Raw genomic sequence first — 16,304 nt, forward strand, 5'->3', positions numbered from 1 at the left:
CCTAGTAACCCGGATCCGGTCGCACTTTTGAGCCGTCAGTGAACCGAGACAGACGGAACGCGGTCGGATCCACACAAGGGGTTGAATCAGTGACAAGGTCCGCTGTCAGGCGGCCGGCGCCGGGACCGATGCCAAAGCCGTGGCCGGAAAAGCCCGTGGCGATATACATACCCGGCATGTCATCCACGCCCGAGATTACGGGAATGGCGTCGGGGGTGACATCAATCATACCCGCCCAACTTTGGACGATTTCACTATCCAGCAAGGCAGGAAATCCTTTTCGTGCACTGGCCCAGGCTTGTCGCAAAAACTTCTGCGAAGGTTCAGGATCCAAAACCCGGCACAGCTCGAACGGGGTTATGTCGGTCGGCAACCATCTTCTGTTTTGACGGGCCTCGATAGCCCACTGATTTGACCAGCGAAAGCGCAGGGATTTCCATTCCTGCGCAAAGGCAAAGCGAAACTGCAACCCCAGCCGGAAACTGTCCGGTACGATATCGACCGTGTTCTGATGTCCGGACGCGATGGTGTGCCCCCCATCAGCGCGCTTTCGGATCGCAACATCATCCGACCATAACGCAGTTTCGGGCCCATCTTTCACCGGAGAAGTCCGCAGAACCGTATTCAGAACCTTAAGCTGCGGCAGGTTGATACCTGCATTTCCCGCAAACAAACGCGACCACGCGCCCCCCGCCAGAACCACGCGCCCGCAGGCGACCTTGCCGCGCTCGGTGAATACACCAGCAATACGCCCATCCTGAATGTCTACACTTCGCACGGCGCAGCCTGTCATGATTACAGCACCCAGACGCCGTGCGGCTTCGGCTATGGCCGGGGCAGCCCATTGCGGCTCGGCGCGCCCGTCCTGCGGCATGTACAGGGCAGATGTCAGGCCGGTTTCATGCCCGTGCAACAACTCTGCCAACTCGCGTCCCGACACCATTTTTGCCCCGGTCTGTAATCCTTCTACATGGCGCATCCAACGCTTCAGATTGACTTCGCCCCGCTTGCCGGACGCGCCAAAAAGAATGCCGGATTGCGTATATCCGGTATTGCCATCCAGGCGGGCATCAAGGGTCGGCCATATCCGCAACGCCTCTTGCATCAGGGGAATTTCGCGGGGGTCTCGCATACCCAAACGCACCCACCCCCAATTGCGCGAGCTTTGTTCAGCCGCAATCTGTCCCTTTTCGCACAAAAGGACGGAAGCTCCGCGTTCTGCCAGTTCCAGCGCTGTTGAAACGCCGATTATGCCGCCGCCAACAACGACGACATCAACAGATTTGGGAAGGGCAAGATTGGATTCTACGGGGTTCGGTTTTGGTGCCGTCATAAATATGCATTACTCTGTCGCCTGAACCCGTATGGGGACCAAGGTCTAGAAGTTTGGCAACACGAATTGTCGCAATGTTGGCACTATTTATGACGCCTGTGGCCCAGACGCCAACGGCATCGAAAATCCTCAGCACATCACGCTGCGCCGGACAGTTCCGCCCATTTCTGACGCAGCTTCGCGGTCAACCCGGTGTCTTTTTGCACGGTCTGGGCGGTTACGTCCTTCTGCGGCAACAAGCTTGGAAACTCAGCCCGAAGCGACGCCGCTGCCTGTTCGTCGGACAGCCGCTGTTCATTCAGGACACCGGCAATCGCCGCTTCCAGCTTTTCCTCATCCAACTCCTGCGGCGGAGATTCCATCGTCCGCCGTTTCAAAAGAGCATGATGCGATCTCTGATATTCACTATACATGTCAAAACCAAACCATTTACTCAGACATCCAACCCCGGATGCGTCACACTTCATCAAAATCGGCTTGCGACTTTGAGAATTGCGTCGCATCCGCCCCACATAGGGCAATTTTCAAGCTGAAATGTGGCAGAAAGTTGTCACTACAACAAGTCAAAGGCCGGATTTTGTTCCTCTGGCAGGCCCAAAACGAGAAATCGGAAAACAATCAAAAGGAGGGAAACTTTACTGTTTCCAATGCAACGCGCGAATTGCGGCAATCAGGGGCGATCGCGCCAGCGATTCACAATTGGATACCGCCGGTCCAGCCAGAACGCGCGGTTGCTCAGGCGCGTACCGGGGGCGGACTGGAACCGTTTATACTCGCTGATATAAACCAGATGTTCGACCCGCTGAGCATCTGCTTCGTTGTACCCGGCGGCGACGCAGTCCGCGATCGATCCGTCCTGATCGACCAGGATCTCAAGTATTCCGTCCAGCACCGGGTAATCCGGCAGGCTGTCGCTGTCTTTCTGATCTTCGCGCAGTTCCGCACTGGGCGGTTTGTCGATGACAGAGGGACGGATCACTTCGCCTGCAGGGCCCATCATCCAGTTGCGGTGATTGGCATTGCGCCAGCGGCAGGTTTCAAACACACGGGTCTTGTACAGATCCTTGATCGGATTATAGCCGCCGTTCATGTCGCCATAGATCGTGGCATAGCCCACGGCGACCTCGGATTTGTTGCCGGTGGTCAACAGCATTTCGCCGAACTTGTTCGAGATCGCCATCAACAGCAACCCGCGCAGGCGGGATTGAATGTTTTCTTCGGTCAACCCTTCATCCAGCCCTGCAAACAACGGGGCCAAAGTACTGGTGACGGCTGCGCGGCTGTCCGAGATCGGCACGTAGTCATAATGCACGCCCAGCGCTTTGGCGACCGCCTCGGCATCGTCAAGCGAGGCCTGACTGGTGTATTCCGACGGGAGCATCACGCAGCGGACATTTTCGGCCCCGATGGCATCGACCGCAATGGTCGCGACCAGCGCGGAATCAATCCCGCCGGACAAGCCCAGCAGCGCCTTTTTGAAACCGGTTTTCCCCATGTAGTCGCGAAGAGACTGCACCATCGCGCGGTAGTCCTGCTCCCACTCATCCGGTTGGGGCACGATTTCACCTGATGCGATCCGCCAGCCGTCTTCGCCGCGCTTAAGATCGACATACGAGAGCAGCTCGTCGAAAACAGGCATCCGGAACGCCAATTCCCCGCCCGGGTTCAGGCCAAAACTGGCACCGTCAAAGACCTGATCATCCTGCCCGCCAACCATATTCAGGTAAATCAGCGGCAGTCCCGTTTCGACCACGCGCGCGACCATATGGTTCAGTCGCACATCGTATTTATCCCGGAAATAGGGCGACCCGTTGGGGATCAACAAAAACTCGGCCCCGGTTTCCTCCAGCGTTTCTGCCACGTCCGGGTGCCAGCTGTCTTCACAGATCGGGCTGCCAATCCGGAAATTCCCTACCGAATACGGCCCACCCAGAGGTCCCGCATCGTAAAGGCGCACTTCGTCGAACACCGTCTCATTCGGCAGGTGGTGCTTCAGAACCTTGCTGGTGATCCGGCCACCCTTCAGGATCAGGTAGGCGTTGTACAGCTTTCCATCATCGACCCAGGGACCACCTACGGCAATTGCAGGACCTTCGGCGCATTTTGCAGCCAGCGCTTCGACCGCAGACATGGCCGCGCGGTGGAATACCGGTTTGAGAACCAGATCCTGCGTGTTGTAGCCGGTGATGAACATCTCGGGGAAAGCCACCAGATCCGCGCCCGCTGCCTTGCCTTGTTCCCATGTCGCAAAGGCCTTTGCTGCGTTGCCTTCGATATCGCCAACGGTCGGGTTCAGTTGCGCCAGAGTGATGCGGAAACGGTCGGCCATGCTGCCCTCTTGCCTCGTAAGTCCTATTGCCATTTAGCAGATCACCGCGCGAGTAAAAGACCAATGCGGCAAAAGCCGTTGCTCTGCCTGCAACGGTACCTTAGTTTTGCGCAAGAGATATCACCAGCGACGACCGGGCAGACAGGACCAGAAATGAACGTGATCCGAAACTCAATTTTGGCAGCGGGGATGAGCCTGGCAGCTGCCACTGCTTTCGCGCAGGACGGGACTGTCATCGTCAAGGATGATGAAGTTGGCGGTGTCTATGAAGGCACTTACGAGAACGGGTTGCGGCACGGGACAGGAACGTATCGGCTGCCGAATGGGTTTGAATACACGGGGCAGTGGGTAGAAGGCGAAATTCAGGGTCAGGGTACGACACGCTACCCCGACGGGTCAGTCTACGAAGGCATGTTCGCCAAGGGTCAGCCCGAAGGGCGCGGCAAGATCATCTATGCCAATGGCAGCAGCTACGAGGGCGATTGGTCCAAAGGGTCAATCAACGGCACCGGCATCGCTGAATTCGCGAACGGCACGCGCTATGAGGGTGAGTTCAGGAACGCTCAGCGACATGGCAAAGGCGTGCTGAGTTTTCCCGACGGATATATCTATGATGGCGACTGGGTCGACGGTGAGCGGCAGGGCAAGGCCAGGATCAACTATACGGATGGCAGCGTTTACGACGGCGACGTCAACGCAGGTTTGCGCGATGGAACCGGCACGCAGACGATGCCCGACGGAATGGTGTATTCAGGGGATTGGTCCGGCGACCAGATCACCGGGACGGGCAGCCTGACTTATTCCAATGGCGATATATACGAAGGCGAACTTCAAGAAGGGCGCCGCTACGGTAAGGGCAAAGTGACCCACGCGCAGGGGGATGTGTACGAAGGCGATTTTGTCGACGACCGTCGCCACGGCAAAGGAACGTTCACCGGAACAGACGGCTTTGTGTATACCGGCGACTGGAACGCCGGGCAGATTGAAGGCCTAGGCGAAGTGACCTATCCGGATGGCTCTGTCTATGTCGGCGATTTCGTTGCCGATCTGGCCGAAGGAAACGGCAGCATCACCTATCCGGACGGATCGACCTATGAAGGCGAATGGATCGCGGGTGTTATCGAGGGTCAAGGCACGGCCACGTATACCAATGGTATGATCTACAAAGGCCAATTCAAAAACGCGCAAAGCCACGGCAAAGGTGTGGTTACGCGCGCAGATGGCTCGGTATATGACGGCGACTGGGTTGAAGGTGTGCGTCAGGGCAAAGGCAAGGCGACCTATTCCGATGGCACGGTCTACATCGGTGATTTCCTGAACGGAAAACGGCATGGCAAAGGCGAAATCGTAACCCCCGCCGGGTTCAAATATTCGGGCGACTGGTCGGACGGAAAAATCAACGGCGTGGGTACCGCCACCTACTCGAACGGCGACGTGTATGAGGGCAGCTTTGTTGACAACAAACGGCAGGGCAGTGGGACGATGCGCTATGCCAACGGCCAGGAGGAAAGCGGTGTCTGGGAAAACGGCGTGTTGCCGAACCAGACCTCGGACCAGCAGAGTGACGCTGACACCCCTGCCCCGCAACCCAGCCCGGATGCAAATACTGAAGCAACCGGAAGCTCGGACGGGTGAAGGCTCACCACTGGACCGGCTTACCGGCCCAATCATAGAACCCACCGGTATCAGCCAGCGTTAACCCGCGTATCACGTTCAACAGGTTGTCGGCGGCTGCTTCAGGTTCGACGGAAGGATGACGACCCAGGTATTTGTTCGTGAACTCTGTTTTTACCGTGCCGGGGTGAAGGGCGACGCAAATTGCTTGTTTATGTGTTCGGGCCAATTCAATTGCGGCGGTATGGACGACCTGATTGACCGCTGCCTTAGCCGCACGGTAGCTGATCCAACCACCTGTCCGATTGTCCCCGATTGATCCCACCCGCGCCGAAAGCACCGCGAATACAGATCGTCTATGTCGCGGCAACAGCTGATACGCGCGGCTTAGCACCAATGCCGGACCAACGGCATTCAACGCAAACTGATCCATCATGGCTTTGGCTGAAATCGCCCGAATGGTCTTTTCCGGCACAGCGCCGTCTATCTCTAACGCGCCCGAAGCCACCAGAATCAGATCAAACTGGTCTGGCAGGCTTTCAAGCATCAGCATCACCCTGTCCCGATCGGTCAGGTCAAAGCCGTCCTCCGACCGGGACAAACGCGTAACCGAAACGCCCTGCTCAACCAGCCGTCCGGTAACAGCTGCGCCAATCCCGCCAGAAGCACCAATTATCAATGCAGTTTCCATCCGTGACCAGCTAGCGGCGCAGTGCGAACAATCAAGGCTGTCGAAAAAGGGCAGTTGCCAGAAGTTCGCGTATTGCAAATTGGTTCTTTCCATTCCCGGCGGGCTCTGTATAACCTCAATCCCATGATCAACCGCGCAGATATCCCTTGTGTCGACACCGCCCTTCGCGGTGCGTCGCTGCGTGGCCTACTGATCCTAATCCGCCTCTGAGCGTGCCATCCGGCGCGCCCGCTCAGAGGAGGACGCCAGCGCGCCATAGGCTTTAGGACAGAAGAAGAAAGAGAACCCCATGACCAACGTGACCGACCAAGACCGCGTCTTGATCTTCGACACCACTTTGCGCGACGGCGAGCAGAGCCCCGGCGCCACCATGACCCATGACGAAAAACTCGAGATCGCCGAACTGCTGGACGACATGGGCGTCGATATTATCGAGGCCGGCTTCCCCATCGCGTCGGAAGGCGATTTCAAGGCTGTGACCGAAATTGCACAACGGTCGAAAAACAGCCGCATCTGCGGTCTGGCCCGCGCGAATTTTTCCGATATCGACCGCTGCTGGGAGGCGGTAAAACACGCCGAGAAGAACCGCATTCACACGTTCATCGGCACTTCACCGCTGCATCGCGCCATCCCGAACCTGACGATGGACGAGATGGCCGACAAGATCCACGAAACGGTCAGCCACGCGCGCAATCTGTGTGAAAACGTCCAGTGGTCGCCGATGGACGCGACCCGAACCGAATGGGATTACCTGTGCCGGGTGATCGAGATCGCAATCAAGGCCGGGGCAACCACGATCAACATCCCGGATACGGTGGGCTATACCGCTCCGGTGGAAAGCGCGGACCTGATCAAGCGTCTGATCGAAACGGTGCCGGGGGCGGATGGCGTGATCTTTGCCACCCATTGCCACAACGACCTTGGCATGGCGACCGCGAACTCGCTGGCCGCTGTCGCAGGCGGTGCGCGCCAGATTGAATGCACCATCAACGGTCTGGGCGAACGCGCAGGCAACACGGCGCTGGAAGAAGTGGTCATGGCGCTGCGCACGCGCAACGATATCATGCCGTGGCACACTGGCATCGACACCACCAAGATCATGCACATCTCGCGTCGGGTTGCGACGGTCTCGGGTTTTCCGGTGCAGTTCAACAAGGCAATTGTTGGCAAGAACGCTTTTGCCCATGAAAGTGGCATCCATCAGGACGGGATGCTGAAAAACCGCGAAAACTTTGAAATCATGCGTCCTGAGGACATTGGTCTGTCGGGAACATCCCTGCCGTTGGGCAAACATTCGGGCCGCGCAGCCTTGCGCGACAAGCTCGAAACGCTGGGGTTTGAGGTTGGTGACAACCAACTCAAGGATATCTTCGTCCGGTTCAAGGATCTGGCGGATCGAAAGAAAGAGGTGTTCGACGACGATCTCATTGCGCTGATGACGCTGGACGAGGCCGACGACCACCTGCAACTGGTTTCGATGAAGGTGACTTGCGGCACGGGCGGTAAGGCGGAATCGACGGTCGAGCTGGAAGTAGAAGGCGTGGACAAAATCGCCACCGAACATGGCGACGGCCCGGTGGATGCAACCTTTAAGGCGATTCGTGCGATTTATCCCAACACGGCGCGTCTTCAGCTTTATCAGGTTCATGCCGTAACCGAGGGCACGGACGCGCAGGCAACGGTTTCCGTGCGCCTGGAAGAGGATGGCATGATCGCAACAGGCCAGTCGGCAAACACCGATACCGTCGTGGCATCAGCTAAGGCTTATATCCACGCTCTCAACCGCCTGATCGTGCGCCGTGAAAAGGCTGGACCGGGCGCAGATGCGCGCGAGATCAGCTATAAAGACCTGACCTGATCGACGAAGCTCCAGAAAACGGCCCGAACTTCCGGGCCGTTTTTTACCTCAGGACAATCCAGCCTTAGCCAGCCCCTGGATAAGATGCTGCAAATCCTCTTCGCGTCCGTAATGAAGGTTCGCGACAAGGTCCTGAACAGTCAAATCCGGCTGTGACACATGGATTTCCTTGACATGTTGGCGGGCTTTGGCCTCGTTGCCCAGCCAACTGTGACACGCCGCAACATAGGCGTGCTGAACCACATCCAATGCCGGTAAGCGCGAAAAGTCCTCGATCGCAGCTTCATATTGCTTTGCGCCGAAATGGGCTTTGCCCAAATGGCTCCAGAACCGGGCCGGATGATGGGGGTTCAGCCGCATCGCTTTTTCGATCCACTCGGCACCTTCCTCGGGTCGACCGGACCAGGTCAGCAACTCTCCCATCTGCACCACGACCAAATCGTAGTTTGGATTCAAAGACAGCGCGCGTTCCTGATGGTAGCGGGCGCGCCCAAGGTCATTTTGCAAAATTTCCACCGCCGCCATCAACCTGTGTACGTCGGCATCGTTATCGTCCAGTGATGCCGCCTTCTTGGCCGAATCCAGCGCCAGCATCTTCATCGCCTCGCCGTCCTCGGCCCAGCCGTACCCCCAGGCCTGACCGCGAATGCAACCGCGCCAGGCATGGGCATGAGCATATTCCGGGTCCAGTTCGATGGCCCGCTCGATCAGTTTCATCGCTTCGGCATTGTCCTCACGTGTGCTGCGGTGGTGCAGAACCTTTGCGGCCAGAACGCACTCATACGCCGCGAAATTTGAAGGGGTCTTTCGCTTTAACTCTTCCTGTTGCGACGCTTCGATGCGGCCCGGCAGTGTCGCCACAACTGCCGAAGTGACCTCGTCCTGGATGGTAAAGATATCATCCAGGTCACGGTCGTATTTCTCGGCCCAGATATGGGCGTCGTTCTGACTGTCGATCAACTGTACCGTGACGCGCAGGCGATTTCCGGCTTTGCGCACACTGCCTTCGACGATGTATTGCGCGCCCAGAGTCTCGCCGACTTGGCGAAGGTTCACGGCCTGCCCCTTGTAGACGAAACTGGAATTGCGCGAAATCACGAACAACTCGTGCCGACGGCTGAGTTCGGTTAACAGGTCTTCAGTCAAACCGTCGACGAAGAACTCCTGTTCGGGATCGCCGCTCATGTTCTCGAACGGCAGAACCGCAATTGTCGGTTTGACGACTCTGGTTGAGCCGTCCTCTTTGGAATTTTCACCAGCCGCCGCAGCAGGCGCGTCCAGTTCAACGCGGAAGGCATGAACCGGCTGGGAAATATTCTTGAGCGAAATCTCCCCCAGATCCTGAAAGCGAAGATCCAGCCGACTGGTCACCTGGTTGTGCACCGCGCCGGAAATCAACACGTCACCAGGAGAGGCAGACTGTTCCAGGCGCGCGGCCACATTGACCCCACTACCGAAAATATCCCCGTCTTCAAAGATGATTTCATCCAGATTGATGCCGATCCGAAATTGGATGCGCTGATCCTTAGGCACATCTGCATTTCTGCGAAACATCCGGTTCTGGACTTCGACGGCACAAGCCACGGCATCGCAGGCGCTGGTGAACTCGACCAACATCCCATCGCCGGTTGTCTTGATAACAGTGCCTCGGTTTTTTTCGATCGAGGGGTCGATTAATTCGATCCTATGAGTGCGCAAACGGGCCAAGGTGCCTTGTTCATCCGCTTCCATCAGGCGGCTGTAACCCACCATGTCTGCTGCCAGAACTGCTGCGAGTCTGCGATTCATTGCGATCCCCCCAGCGCCAAGTCTAGTGCCGCATGCCCTGACCGAACAAGAATTTTAATCGGTACATGCAGGGCGTGTATCGGCGAGGTGGCGTGCGCCTTCAACATGTCGTCTGGTGTCAGCCGAGACCGGAAAAAAGCGCATCCAGTTTTTGCGTTTCTTCGGCAAACCCGAATGGCGCATTCACAATGAACATCCCGGACCCCACCATCCGATGCCCTTCGCGCGCGGCGGGAAAGCGGACCTCATGACGCACAGATTTCGGCATATTCTGAGCCTTCAAAGCGGCGACCATCCCGACGTGCCTCTCATCCGTCAGGATCGGGTACCAAAGGGCAATCACGCCCACATTCCACTTGCGGTGCAGCTTGGCGATAATGCCGGGCATGCGGTCGTAATCGGTTTTCACCTCGTAACTGGGGTCAATCAGCATCATGCCCCGGCGCGGAGTCGGAGGCAGCAAAGACTGCGCCAGATCGAACCCATCCTGCTGATAGACCTTCGCCCCAAACGGCGACATCGCCAACGACAGGGCCGCAAATTCCTGTGGGTGCAGTTCCGCGAGGTTCAAACTGTCCTGTTCCCGCAACATTGTCGCAGCAATCATCGGCGATCCCGGATAGGCCGTGTCGCCGTACCGCGCCTGTACCTGCTTCAGGACCTGCTCCATCGGGTGGTCGGGCCCGAACCACCCTTCCCGCTGTGCGCGACCGATCCCTTCCGCTGCCTCTCCTGTCCGAATGGATTCGTCTGCATCCAACCGGTACAACCCGCGCCCGGAATGCGTCTCGATATAGCTGAGCGGCTTGTCTTTGCGTGTCAGATAATCCAGCACCCACGCCAGTAATGCGTGCTTTTGGACATCCGCCAGATTCCCGGCGTGGTAAATGTGTTGATAAGAGAGCATTTTGCCTTCTAAAGTCCCATTCAATAAGGCGGAAAGGTGCTGATTGTCGCGGAATCAGCCCTTTTACCGGGCGTGATGGCACCCTATAAGTCATCCGTCCCGGAACCGTCGAGTCGCGGGCAGTAGAAAACCGACATTACAGGATCAGGGAAAACATGGGGATCTTTGGCAATCTGGGCGGCCTGTTCACAGCGGACATGGCTATCGACCTTGGAACAGCAAACACGCTGGTTTACGTCAAGGGGCGCGGTGTCATCCTGTCTGAACCTTCGGTTGTGGCCTATCACGTCAAGGACGGTGTGAAGAAAGTTCTGGCCGTTGGCGAAGATGCAAAGCTGATGCTGGGTCGGACACCCGGTTCGATCGAGGCCATCCGTCCGATGCGCGAAGGTGTGATCGCCGATTTTGATACTGCCGAAGAAATGATCAAGCACTTCATCCGCAAGGTGCACAAGCGCTCGACTTTCTCGAAACCCAAGATCATTGTCTGCGTTCCCCATGGCGCAACCCCGGTCGAAAAGCGCGCAATTCGTCAGTCGGTCTTGTCAGCAGGTGCCCGTCGCGCGGGCCTGATTGCCGAACCGATTGCGGCCGCGATCGGGGCCGGTATGCCGATCACCGACCCGACCGGCAACATGGTTGTCGATATTGGCGGGGGCACCACCGAGGTTGCGGTTCTGTCGTTGGGCGACATTGTCTATGCCCGTTCGGTCCGTGTTGGTGGTGACCGGATGGACGAGGCCATCATTTCCTACCTGCGTCGCCAACAGAACCTTCTGGTGGGTGAATCCACGGCTGAGCGCATCAAGACAACCATCGGCACCGCCCGCATGCCCGACGACGGGCGCGGTCAGTCGATGCATATCCGGGGGCGTGACCTGTTGAACGGCGTGCCCAAGGAAATCGAGATCAGCCAGGCCCAGATAGCCGAAGCGTTGTCAGAGCCCGTGCAACAGATCTGCGAGGCTGTTATGACCGCACTTGAGACAACGCCGCCCGACTTGGCTGCGGACATTGTCGACCGCGGTGTGATGCTGACCGGTGGCGGTGCGCTGCTGGGCGATCTGGACCTGGCCCTGCGCGAACAGACAGGCCTGGCGGTTTCCATTGCGGACGAAAGCCTGAATTGTGTGGCTTTGGGCACCGGCAAGGCACTGGAATATGAAAAACAGCTGCGCCACGCGATTGACTACGAAAGCTAAGGCGCGCACCCTCGGAAGATAGGGTTATATCGGCGCGAGCAGCACGGGAAGGTAACCTGTGGCAAAAGACCGATCACAGCGCGATGAGTACACGCCCCCCCTGCGACGCTTGTTGCTGGGGATCGTTGTGCTGTGCCTGCTTGGTATCTTCCTTTTGTGGCGGATCGACAGCCCGCGTGTAGAACGGTTCCGCGCGCGAATCGTGGATACGGTTGTACCATCGATGGAATGGGCCATGGTCCCGGTGACTGCCGCCGTCAATCTGGTGCGTGACTTCCAAAGCTATCAGCGCCTGACCGAGCAAAACAGGGAACTGCGTAGCGAACTGCGCCTAATGCGCGCCTGGAAAGAGGCTGCTTTGCAGCTTGAACAGGAAAACGCGCGACTTCTAGATCTGAACAATGTCCGCCTTGACCCTCGTCTGACCTACATCACCGGCGTTGTCATGGCAGACAGCGGGTCGCCATTCCGGCAATCCGTTCTGCTGAATGTCGGAGAGCGTGACGGGATCGTAGATGGATGGGCCACGATGGACGGCATTGGCCTGGTGGGACGGATATCAGGTGTTGGCCCTGACACGGCACGCGTGATCCTTGTGACGGACGCGACCAGCGCCATTCCCGCAACCATTCAACCTTCTGGGCAGACCGCTCTGATCAAAGGCGACAACAACCCCGCGCCCGCGGTGGAGTTTCTTGAGAACCGCGAGTTGGTTCGCCCCGGCGACCGGGTGATCACTTCGGGTGATGGCGGCGTGTTTCCTGCGGGCCTGCTGATCGGTCAAATCGCGGCAGACCCCGGGGGGCGCCTGCGGGTCCGACTGTCGGCAGATTTCGAAAGGCTCGAGTTTCTCAGGGTTCTGCGGTTTCACTCGGCTCCGCCCATTCAGGATCCGGGCAGTATCGTAGGCCCCACCCGCCCAGAGGTGGCATTGACCCCGGATGAGGTCAGCGATGGATAGACCGACTTCGCAAATCTGGGCCATGCGCAGCCTTTATGCCTTGCTGGCTTTTGCTGTGCTGTTTCTGCACCTGTTGCCATTGGACGCTCAACCCGATCGTTGGCCTTTTCCCGACGTCCTGATTGCCCTGACTTTTGCCTGGGTGTTGCGGCGGCCCGATTACGTCCCGACTGTTTTGGTCGCGCTTGTCATGCTGATGGCCGACTTTCTGCTACAACGTCCACCGGGTCTATTGGCAGCGCTGACCGTAGTCGGGTCGGCCTATCTGCAGTCAGCGGCTTTGGGTATGAGGGATGCGGGATTTGCCGGGGAGTGGATGTCTGTCGGCATTGTGATCACGGCGGTCATCTTGATGAACAGGTTAGTACTATCGGTGATGTCCGTACAGCAGGCTGCAATGGGGCCGGTCGTGGTTCAGCTTGTGCTGACGGTCGCTGTCTACCCGTTGGTCGTGTTGCTTAGCCAAAGCGCGTTGGGAGTCCGCCGCATATCCGCTGCTGATGTCAGCGCTGTGGGAAGCCGGGCATGAAACAGCGCAAATCCAAATCCCAGGGCCTTGCCTATAAGCGACTGCCACGCAGAGCGCTGTTGCTGGGTGGTCTACAGGCGGTGTTCATAGGCAGTCTGGCGGCACGAATGCGGTTCATGCAGGTAGAACAGGCCGACGAATATCGCCTGTTGGCCGAAGAAAACCGCATCAACATCCGGCTTATCCCACCGACCCGTGGGCGTATCTATGACCGGAACGGTCAGATCATCGGCCAGAACTCACCTTCCTATCGCATCGTCATTGTGCGTGAGGATGCCGATGACGTGGAAAAAGTCATCGCCAAACTGTCGGAACTGATCCCTCTGAACGAAGATGAGATCGAGCGCGCCAGGACTGAAATGCGCCGCTCGGCCCCGTTTCTGCCGGTGACGCTGGCGGATCAGGTTACGTGGGAGGATATCTCGAAGGTTGCGGTCAATGCTCCGGCGTTGCCGGGCGTAACGCCCGAGGTCGGCCTGACGCGGCAATACCCACGATACGAGGATTTCGCCCATATCGTCGGCTATGTCGGCCCGGTCAGCGACTATGACCTCAGCAAAATCGAAGACCCTGAGCCGGTATTGCGCATCCCAAGGTTCCAGATTGGAAAGGTCGGCCTTGAGGCAAAGCAGGAAATCGAACTGCGCGGCAAAGCCGGTGCAAAGCGGGTCGAGGTCAACGCGACGGGGCGTGTCATGCGCGAGCTTGACCGGCAGGAAGGACAACCCGGGGCAGATCTGCAACTGTCCATCGACGCTGAACTGCAACAATATGCACAGGCGCGACTGGCGGGCGAAAGTGCGGCCGCAGTTGTCATAGACTGCGAAACCGGCGACCTGCGCGCGGTCGCCTCGGCACCCAGTTTTGATCCGAACCTGTTTGTTCGCGGCATTTCGGTCGCCGATTACCGGGCACTGACAGAAGACAAGTATCGTCCGCTGGCGAATAAGTCCGTGCAAGGCACATATCCTCCGGGATCGACCTTCAAGATGGTCACCGCGCTGGCCGCGTTGGAAGCTGGCGTAGTCTCCCCCGGCAACACCGTGTACTGCCCCGGGCACCTGAAGGTCGGCAGTCGTCGCTTCCATTGCTGGAAACGTGGTGGGCACGGGACGGTCGACCTCAACCTCTCGCTGAAACGCAGCTGCGATGTCTATTACTATGACGTGGCTCTGCGGGTTGGCATCGACAAGATCTCTGACATGGCCCGCACTTTGGGACTGGGGGTCAAGCATGATATCCCGATGTCTGCAGTGGCAGATGGGCTGGCCCCCAATCAGGAATGGAAGCAGCGCGCGTATGGTCAGGAGTGGCTTGTGGGCGATACGGCAAATGCGTCCATCGGTCAGGGCTTCATGCTGGCTTCGCCGCTGCAACTGGCTGTGATGACCGCCCGCATCGCCACCGGTCGTGCAGTCACGCCGCGCCTGGTGCGCTCGATCGACGGTGTTGAACAACCCTCGGGCGCCGGAGAACCACTGGGCCTCAGTTCCTACAATCTGGAACAGGTCCGCAAGGCCATGTTCTCGGTCTCGAATGACAGGCGGGGCACGGCATATCGAAGCCGCATCATCGCGGATGAGTTCCGGATGGCAGGGAAAACCGGAACCAGCCAGGTTCGAAACATAACCAAGGCCGAACGAGCGGCAGGCGTGATCCGCAACGAGGACCTGCCGTGGGAACGCCGCGACCACGCACTGTTCGTTTGCTTTGCACCGTTTGATAACCCGAAATACGCCGTAGCCGTGGTTGTTGAGCATGGCGGCGGCGGGTCCACAGCCGCAGCCCCGATTGCACGCGACATCATGCTGCAAGCTCTTTATGACGGCACTCCGCCGCTTGAAGCCTACCCCGTCGCCGACCGCGAACACATCAAAGAACAGCAAAAACGGCTGGAGGGTGAAAAACGCCCCAAGGCGCGACCGGATGGAAAGGACCGTGCATGAGCTATCTTGAATATGCCGTCAAATCCACGCCGTCGGGGTTTCGCAAATTCCTGTATATGAACTGGCCGCTGACGTTGCTGTTGATCAGCACCGCCAGCGCGGGCTTTCTGATGTTGTATTCCGTTGCGGGCGGTTCGTGGACGCCCTGGGCCGAACCGCAGATGGAACGTTTCGGGCTTGGCCTGGCAGTGATGTTCATCATCGCACTGGTTCCGATCTGGTTCTGGCGCAACATGTCGGTGCTGGCCTATCTCGGCTCGGTGGCTTTGCTGGTATTTGTTGAACTGTTCGGCACCATCGGAATGGGTGCGCAGCGCTGGATCGACCTTGGGTTCATGCGCCTGCAACCCTCGGAGGTCATGAAAGTCACGCTGGTCATGTTGCTTGCGGCCTACTACGACTGGCTTCCCTCGCATAAGACATCCCGTCCGCTTTGGGTTCTTATCCCGGTTGTCCTGATCATCCTGCCTACCTTGCTGGTTCTGAAACAGCCCGATCTTGGCACATCTATCCTGCTTCTCGCCGCAGGTGGTGGGTTGATGTTTCTGGCGGGGGTTCACTGGGCCTATTTTGCCGCCGTTATTGCTGCTGTCGTGGGCCTTATCGCCACTGTGTTCAACAGCCGTGGGACCGACTGGCAATTGCTGAAGGACTATCAGTTTCGGCGCATCGACACCTTTCTGGACCCGTCCACCGATCCCCTGGGGGCCGGTTACCACATTACACAGTCCAAGATTGCCTTGGGGTCCGGCGGCTGGAACGGGCGTGGTTTCATGCAGGGCACGCAGTCCCGCCTGAACTTCCTGCCCGAAAAGCACACCGATTTCATTTTCACGACGTTGGCCGAAGAGTTCGGATTTGTCGGGGGAACGACCCTGTTGACCCTTTATGCCTTGATTCTGGTTTTCTGCATGGTCACGGCACTGGCAACCAAGGACCGGTTTTCATCTCTGGTCACGCTGGGTATCGCGCTGAACTTCTTCCTGTTTTTTGCCGTCAACATGTCGATGGTGATGGGCATGGCCCCTGTCGTGGGTGTACCACTGCCGATGGTCAGCTATGGTGGCTCGGCCATGCTGGTTCTAATGGCAGCCTTTGGCATCGTCCAAAGCGCCCATATTCACCGCCCCCGTTGATCTGAAAGGT

Annotated in this window: 13 protein-coding genes; 7 read left to right on the forward strand and 6 right to left on the reverse strand. The window is 58.1% G+C overall.

Going from position 1 to position 16,304, the window contains the following annotated elements; all coding sequences use genetic code 11:
* Position 1: 1 nt before the first annotated feature.
* The 3 genes from ACR0AM_RS10795 to ACR0AM_RS10805 form a co-directional block, all read right to left on the reverse strand.
* Positions 2-1,333 carry an NAD(P)/FAD-dependent oxidoreductase gene (locus ACR0AM_RS10795; RefSeq protein WP_480622887.1) on the reverse strand — a complete coding sequence of 444 codons (1,332 nt, stop codon included), beginning with the start codon at positions 1,331-1,333 and terminating at the stop codon, positions 2-4.
* Positions 1,334-1,470: 137 nt separating this feature from the next.
* Positions 1,471-1,695: a hypothetical protein gene (locus ACR0AM_RS10800; protein WP_245220582.1), complete on the reverse strand. Its 225-nt coding sequence runs from the start codon at positions 1,693-1,695 to the stop codon at positions 1,471-1,473.
* A 308-nt stretch (positions 1,696-2,003) separates the two neighbouring features.
* Complete coding sequence (locus ACR0AM_RS10805) at positions 2,004-3,662, reverse strand: NAD+ synthase (RefSeq protein WP_480622888.1); 1,659 nt, start codon at positions 3,660-3,662, stop codon at positions 2,004-2,006.
* A gap of 153 nt (positions 3,663-3,815) precedes the next feature.
* Here ACR0AM_RS10805 and ACR0AM_RS10810 point away from each other — a divergent pair, with 153 nt between their 5' ends.
* Positions 3,816-5,297, forward strand: coding sequence for an MORN repeat-containing protein (locus ACR0AM_RS10810; protein WP_480622889.1), 1,482 nt, complete (start codon positions 3,816-3,818; stop codon positions 5,295-5,297).
* Between the two features lie 4 nt (positions 5,298-5,301).
* Here the strand turns inward: ACR0AM_RS10810 and ACR0AM_RS10815 are convergent, their stop codons facing one another.
* Positions 5,302-5,967 carry an SDR family NAD(P)-dependent oxidoreductase gene (locus tag ACR0AM_RS10815; protein ID WP_480622890.1) on the reverse strand — a complete coding sequence of 222 codons (666 nt, stop codon included), beginning with the start codon at positions 5,965-5,967 and terminating at the stop codon, positions 5,302-5,304.
* Positions 5,968-6,256: 289 nt separating this feature from the next.
* Here ACR0AM_RS10815 and ACR0AM_RS10820 point away from each other — a divergent pair, with 289 nt between their 5' ends.
* Entirely contained in the window at positions 6,257-7,825 is a 1,569-nt protein-coding gene (locus tag ACR0AM_RS10820; RefSeq protein ID WP_480622891.1) for a 2-isopropylmalate synthase, read from the forward strand.
* Positions 7,826-7,873: 48 nt separating this feature from the next.
* Here ACR0AM_RS10820 and ACR0AM_RS10825 read toward each other — a convergent pair whose 3' ends face one another.
* Entirely contained in the window at positions 7,874-9,613 is a 1,740-nt protein-coding gene (locus tag ACR0AM_RS10825) for an adenylate/guanylate cyclase domain-containing protein (RefSeq protein ID WP_480475200.1), read from the reverse strand.
* Positions 9,614-9,731: 118 nt separating this feature from the next.
* A complete protein-coding gene (locus tag ACR0AM_RS10830; protein WP_480518517.1) occupies positions 9,732-10,520 on the reverse strand; it encodes a 23S rRNA (adenine(2030)-N(6))-methyltransferase RlmJ in 789 nt (262 codons plus the stop codon).
* 155 nt (positions 10,521-10,675) lie between these two features.
* Here ACR0AM_RS10830 and ACR0AM_RS10835 point away from each other — a divergent pair, with 155 nt between their 5' ends.
* The 5 genes from ACR0AM_RS10835 to rodA are packed head-to-tail and all read left to right on the forward strand — an operon-like array spanning position 10,676 to position 16,294.
* Positions 10,676-11,722, forward strand: a complete 1,047-nt coding sequence (locus tag ACR0AM_RS10835; RefSeq protein ID WP_480475196.1) for a rod shape-determining protein — start codon at positions 10,676-10,678, stop codon at positions 11,720-11,722.
* 58 nt (positions 11,723-11,780) lie between these two features.
* The gene (gene mreC, locus ACR0AM_RS10840) at positions 11,781-12,683 is read left to right on the forward strand and encodes a rod shape-determining protein MreC (protein ID WP_480475194.1); all 903 of its coding nucleotides are present in this window, start codon (positions 11,781-11,783) and stop codon (positions 12,681-12,683) included.
* Complete coding sequence (locus tag ACR0AM_RS10845; protein WP_480622892.1) at positions 12,676-13,212, forward strand: rod shape-determining protein MreD; 537 nt, start codon at positions 12,676-12,678, stop codon at positions 13,210-13,212. Before mreC ends, ACR0AM_RS10845 begins: the two co-directional genes overlap by 8 nt.
* The gene (mrdA, locus tag ACR0AM_RS10850) at positions 13,209-15,158 is read left to right on the forward strand and encodes a penicillin-binding protein 2 (RefSeq protein ID WP_480622893.1); all 1,950 of its coding nucleotides are present in this window, start codon (positions 13,209-13,211) and stop codon (positions 15,156-15,158) included. The genes ACR0AM_RS10845 and mrdA overlap by 4 nt, the downstream gene beginning before the upstream one ends.
* Entirely contained in the window at positions 15,155-16,294 is a 1,140-nt protein-coding gene (rodA, locus tag ACR0AM_RS10855) for a rod shape-determining protein RodA (protein WP_480475188.1), read from the forward strand. The genes mrdA and rodA overlap by 4 nt, the downstream gene beginning before the upstream one ends.
* Positions 16,295-16,304 lie beyond the last annotated feature (10 nt).

It is taken from the genome of Ruegeria sp. AD9 (assembly GCF_056542305.1).

Coding starts and splice junctions, on each gene's coding strand:
- ACR0AM_RS10830 (WP_480518517.1), bottom strand. CDS start 10,520: ATGCTCTCTTATCAACACATTTACCACGCCGGGAATCTGGCGGATGTC.
- ACR0AM_RS10845 (WP_480622892.1), top strand. CDS start 12,676: ATGGATAGACCGACTTCGCAAATCTGGGCCATGCGCAGCCTTTATGCC.
- ACR0AM_RS10795 (WP_480622887.1), bottom strand. CDS start 1,333: ATGACGGCACCAAAACCGAACCCCGTAGAATCCAATCTTGCCCTTCCC.
- ACR0AM_RS10800 (WP_245220582.1), bottom strand. CDS start 1,695: ATGGAATCTCCGCCGCAGGAGTTGGATGAGGAAAAGCTGGAAGCGGCG.
- ACR0AM_RS10825 (WP_480475200.1), bottom strand. CDS start 9,613: ATGAATCGCAGACTCGCAGCAGTTCTGGCAGCAGACATGGTGGGTTAC.
- ACR0AM_RS10805 (WP_480622888.1), bottom strand. CDS start 3,662: ATGGCCGACCGTTTCCGCATCACTCTGGCGCAACTGAACCCGACCGTT.
- ACR0AM_RS10815 (WP_480622890.1), bottom strand. CDS start 5,967: ATGGAAACTGCATTGATAATTGGTGCTTCTGGCGGGATTGGCGCAGCT.
- mrdA (WP_480622893.1), top strand. CDS start 13,209: ATGAAACAGCGCAAATCCAAATCCCAGGGCCTTGCCTATAAGCGACTG.
- ACR0AM_RS10820 (WP_480622891.1), top strand. CDS start 6,257: ATGACCAACGTGACCGACCAAGACCGCGTCTTGATCTTCGACACCACT.
- ACR0AM_RS10810 (WP_480622889.1), top strand. CDS start 3,816: ATGAACGTGATCCGAAACTCAATTTTGGCAGCGGGGATGAGCCTGGCA.
- ACR0AM_RS10835 (WP_480475196.1), top strand. CDS start 10,676: ATGGGGATCTTTGGCAATCTGGGCGGCCTGTTCACAGCGGACATGGCT.
- rodA (WP_480475188.1), top strand. CDS start 15,155: ATGAGCTATCTTGAATATGCCGTCAAATCCACGCCGTCGGGGTTTCGC.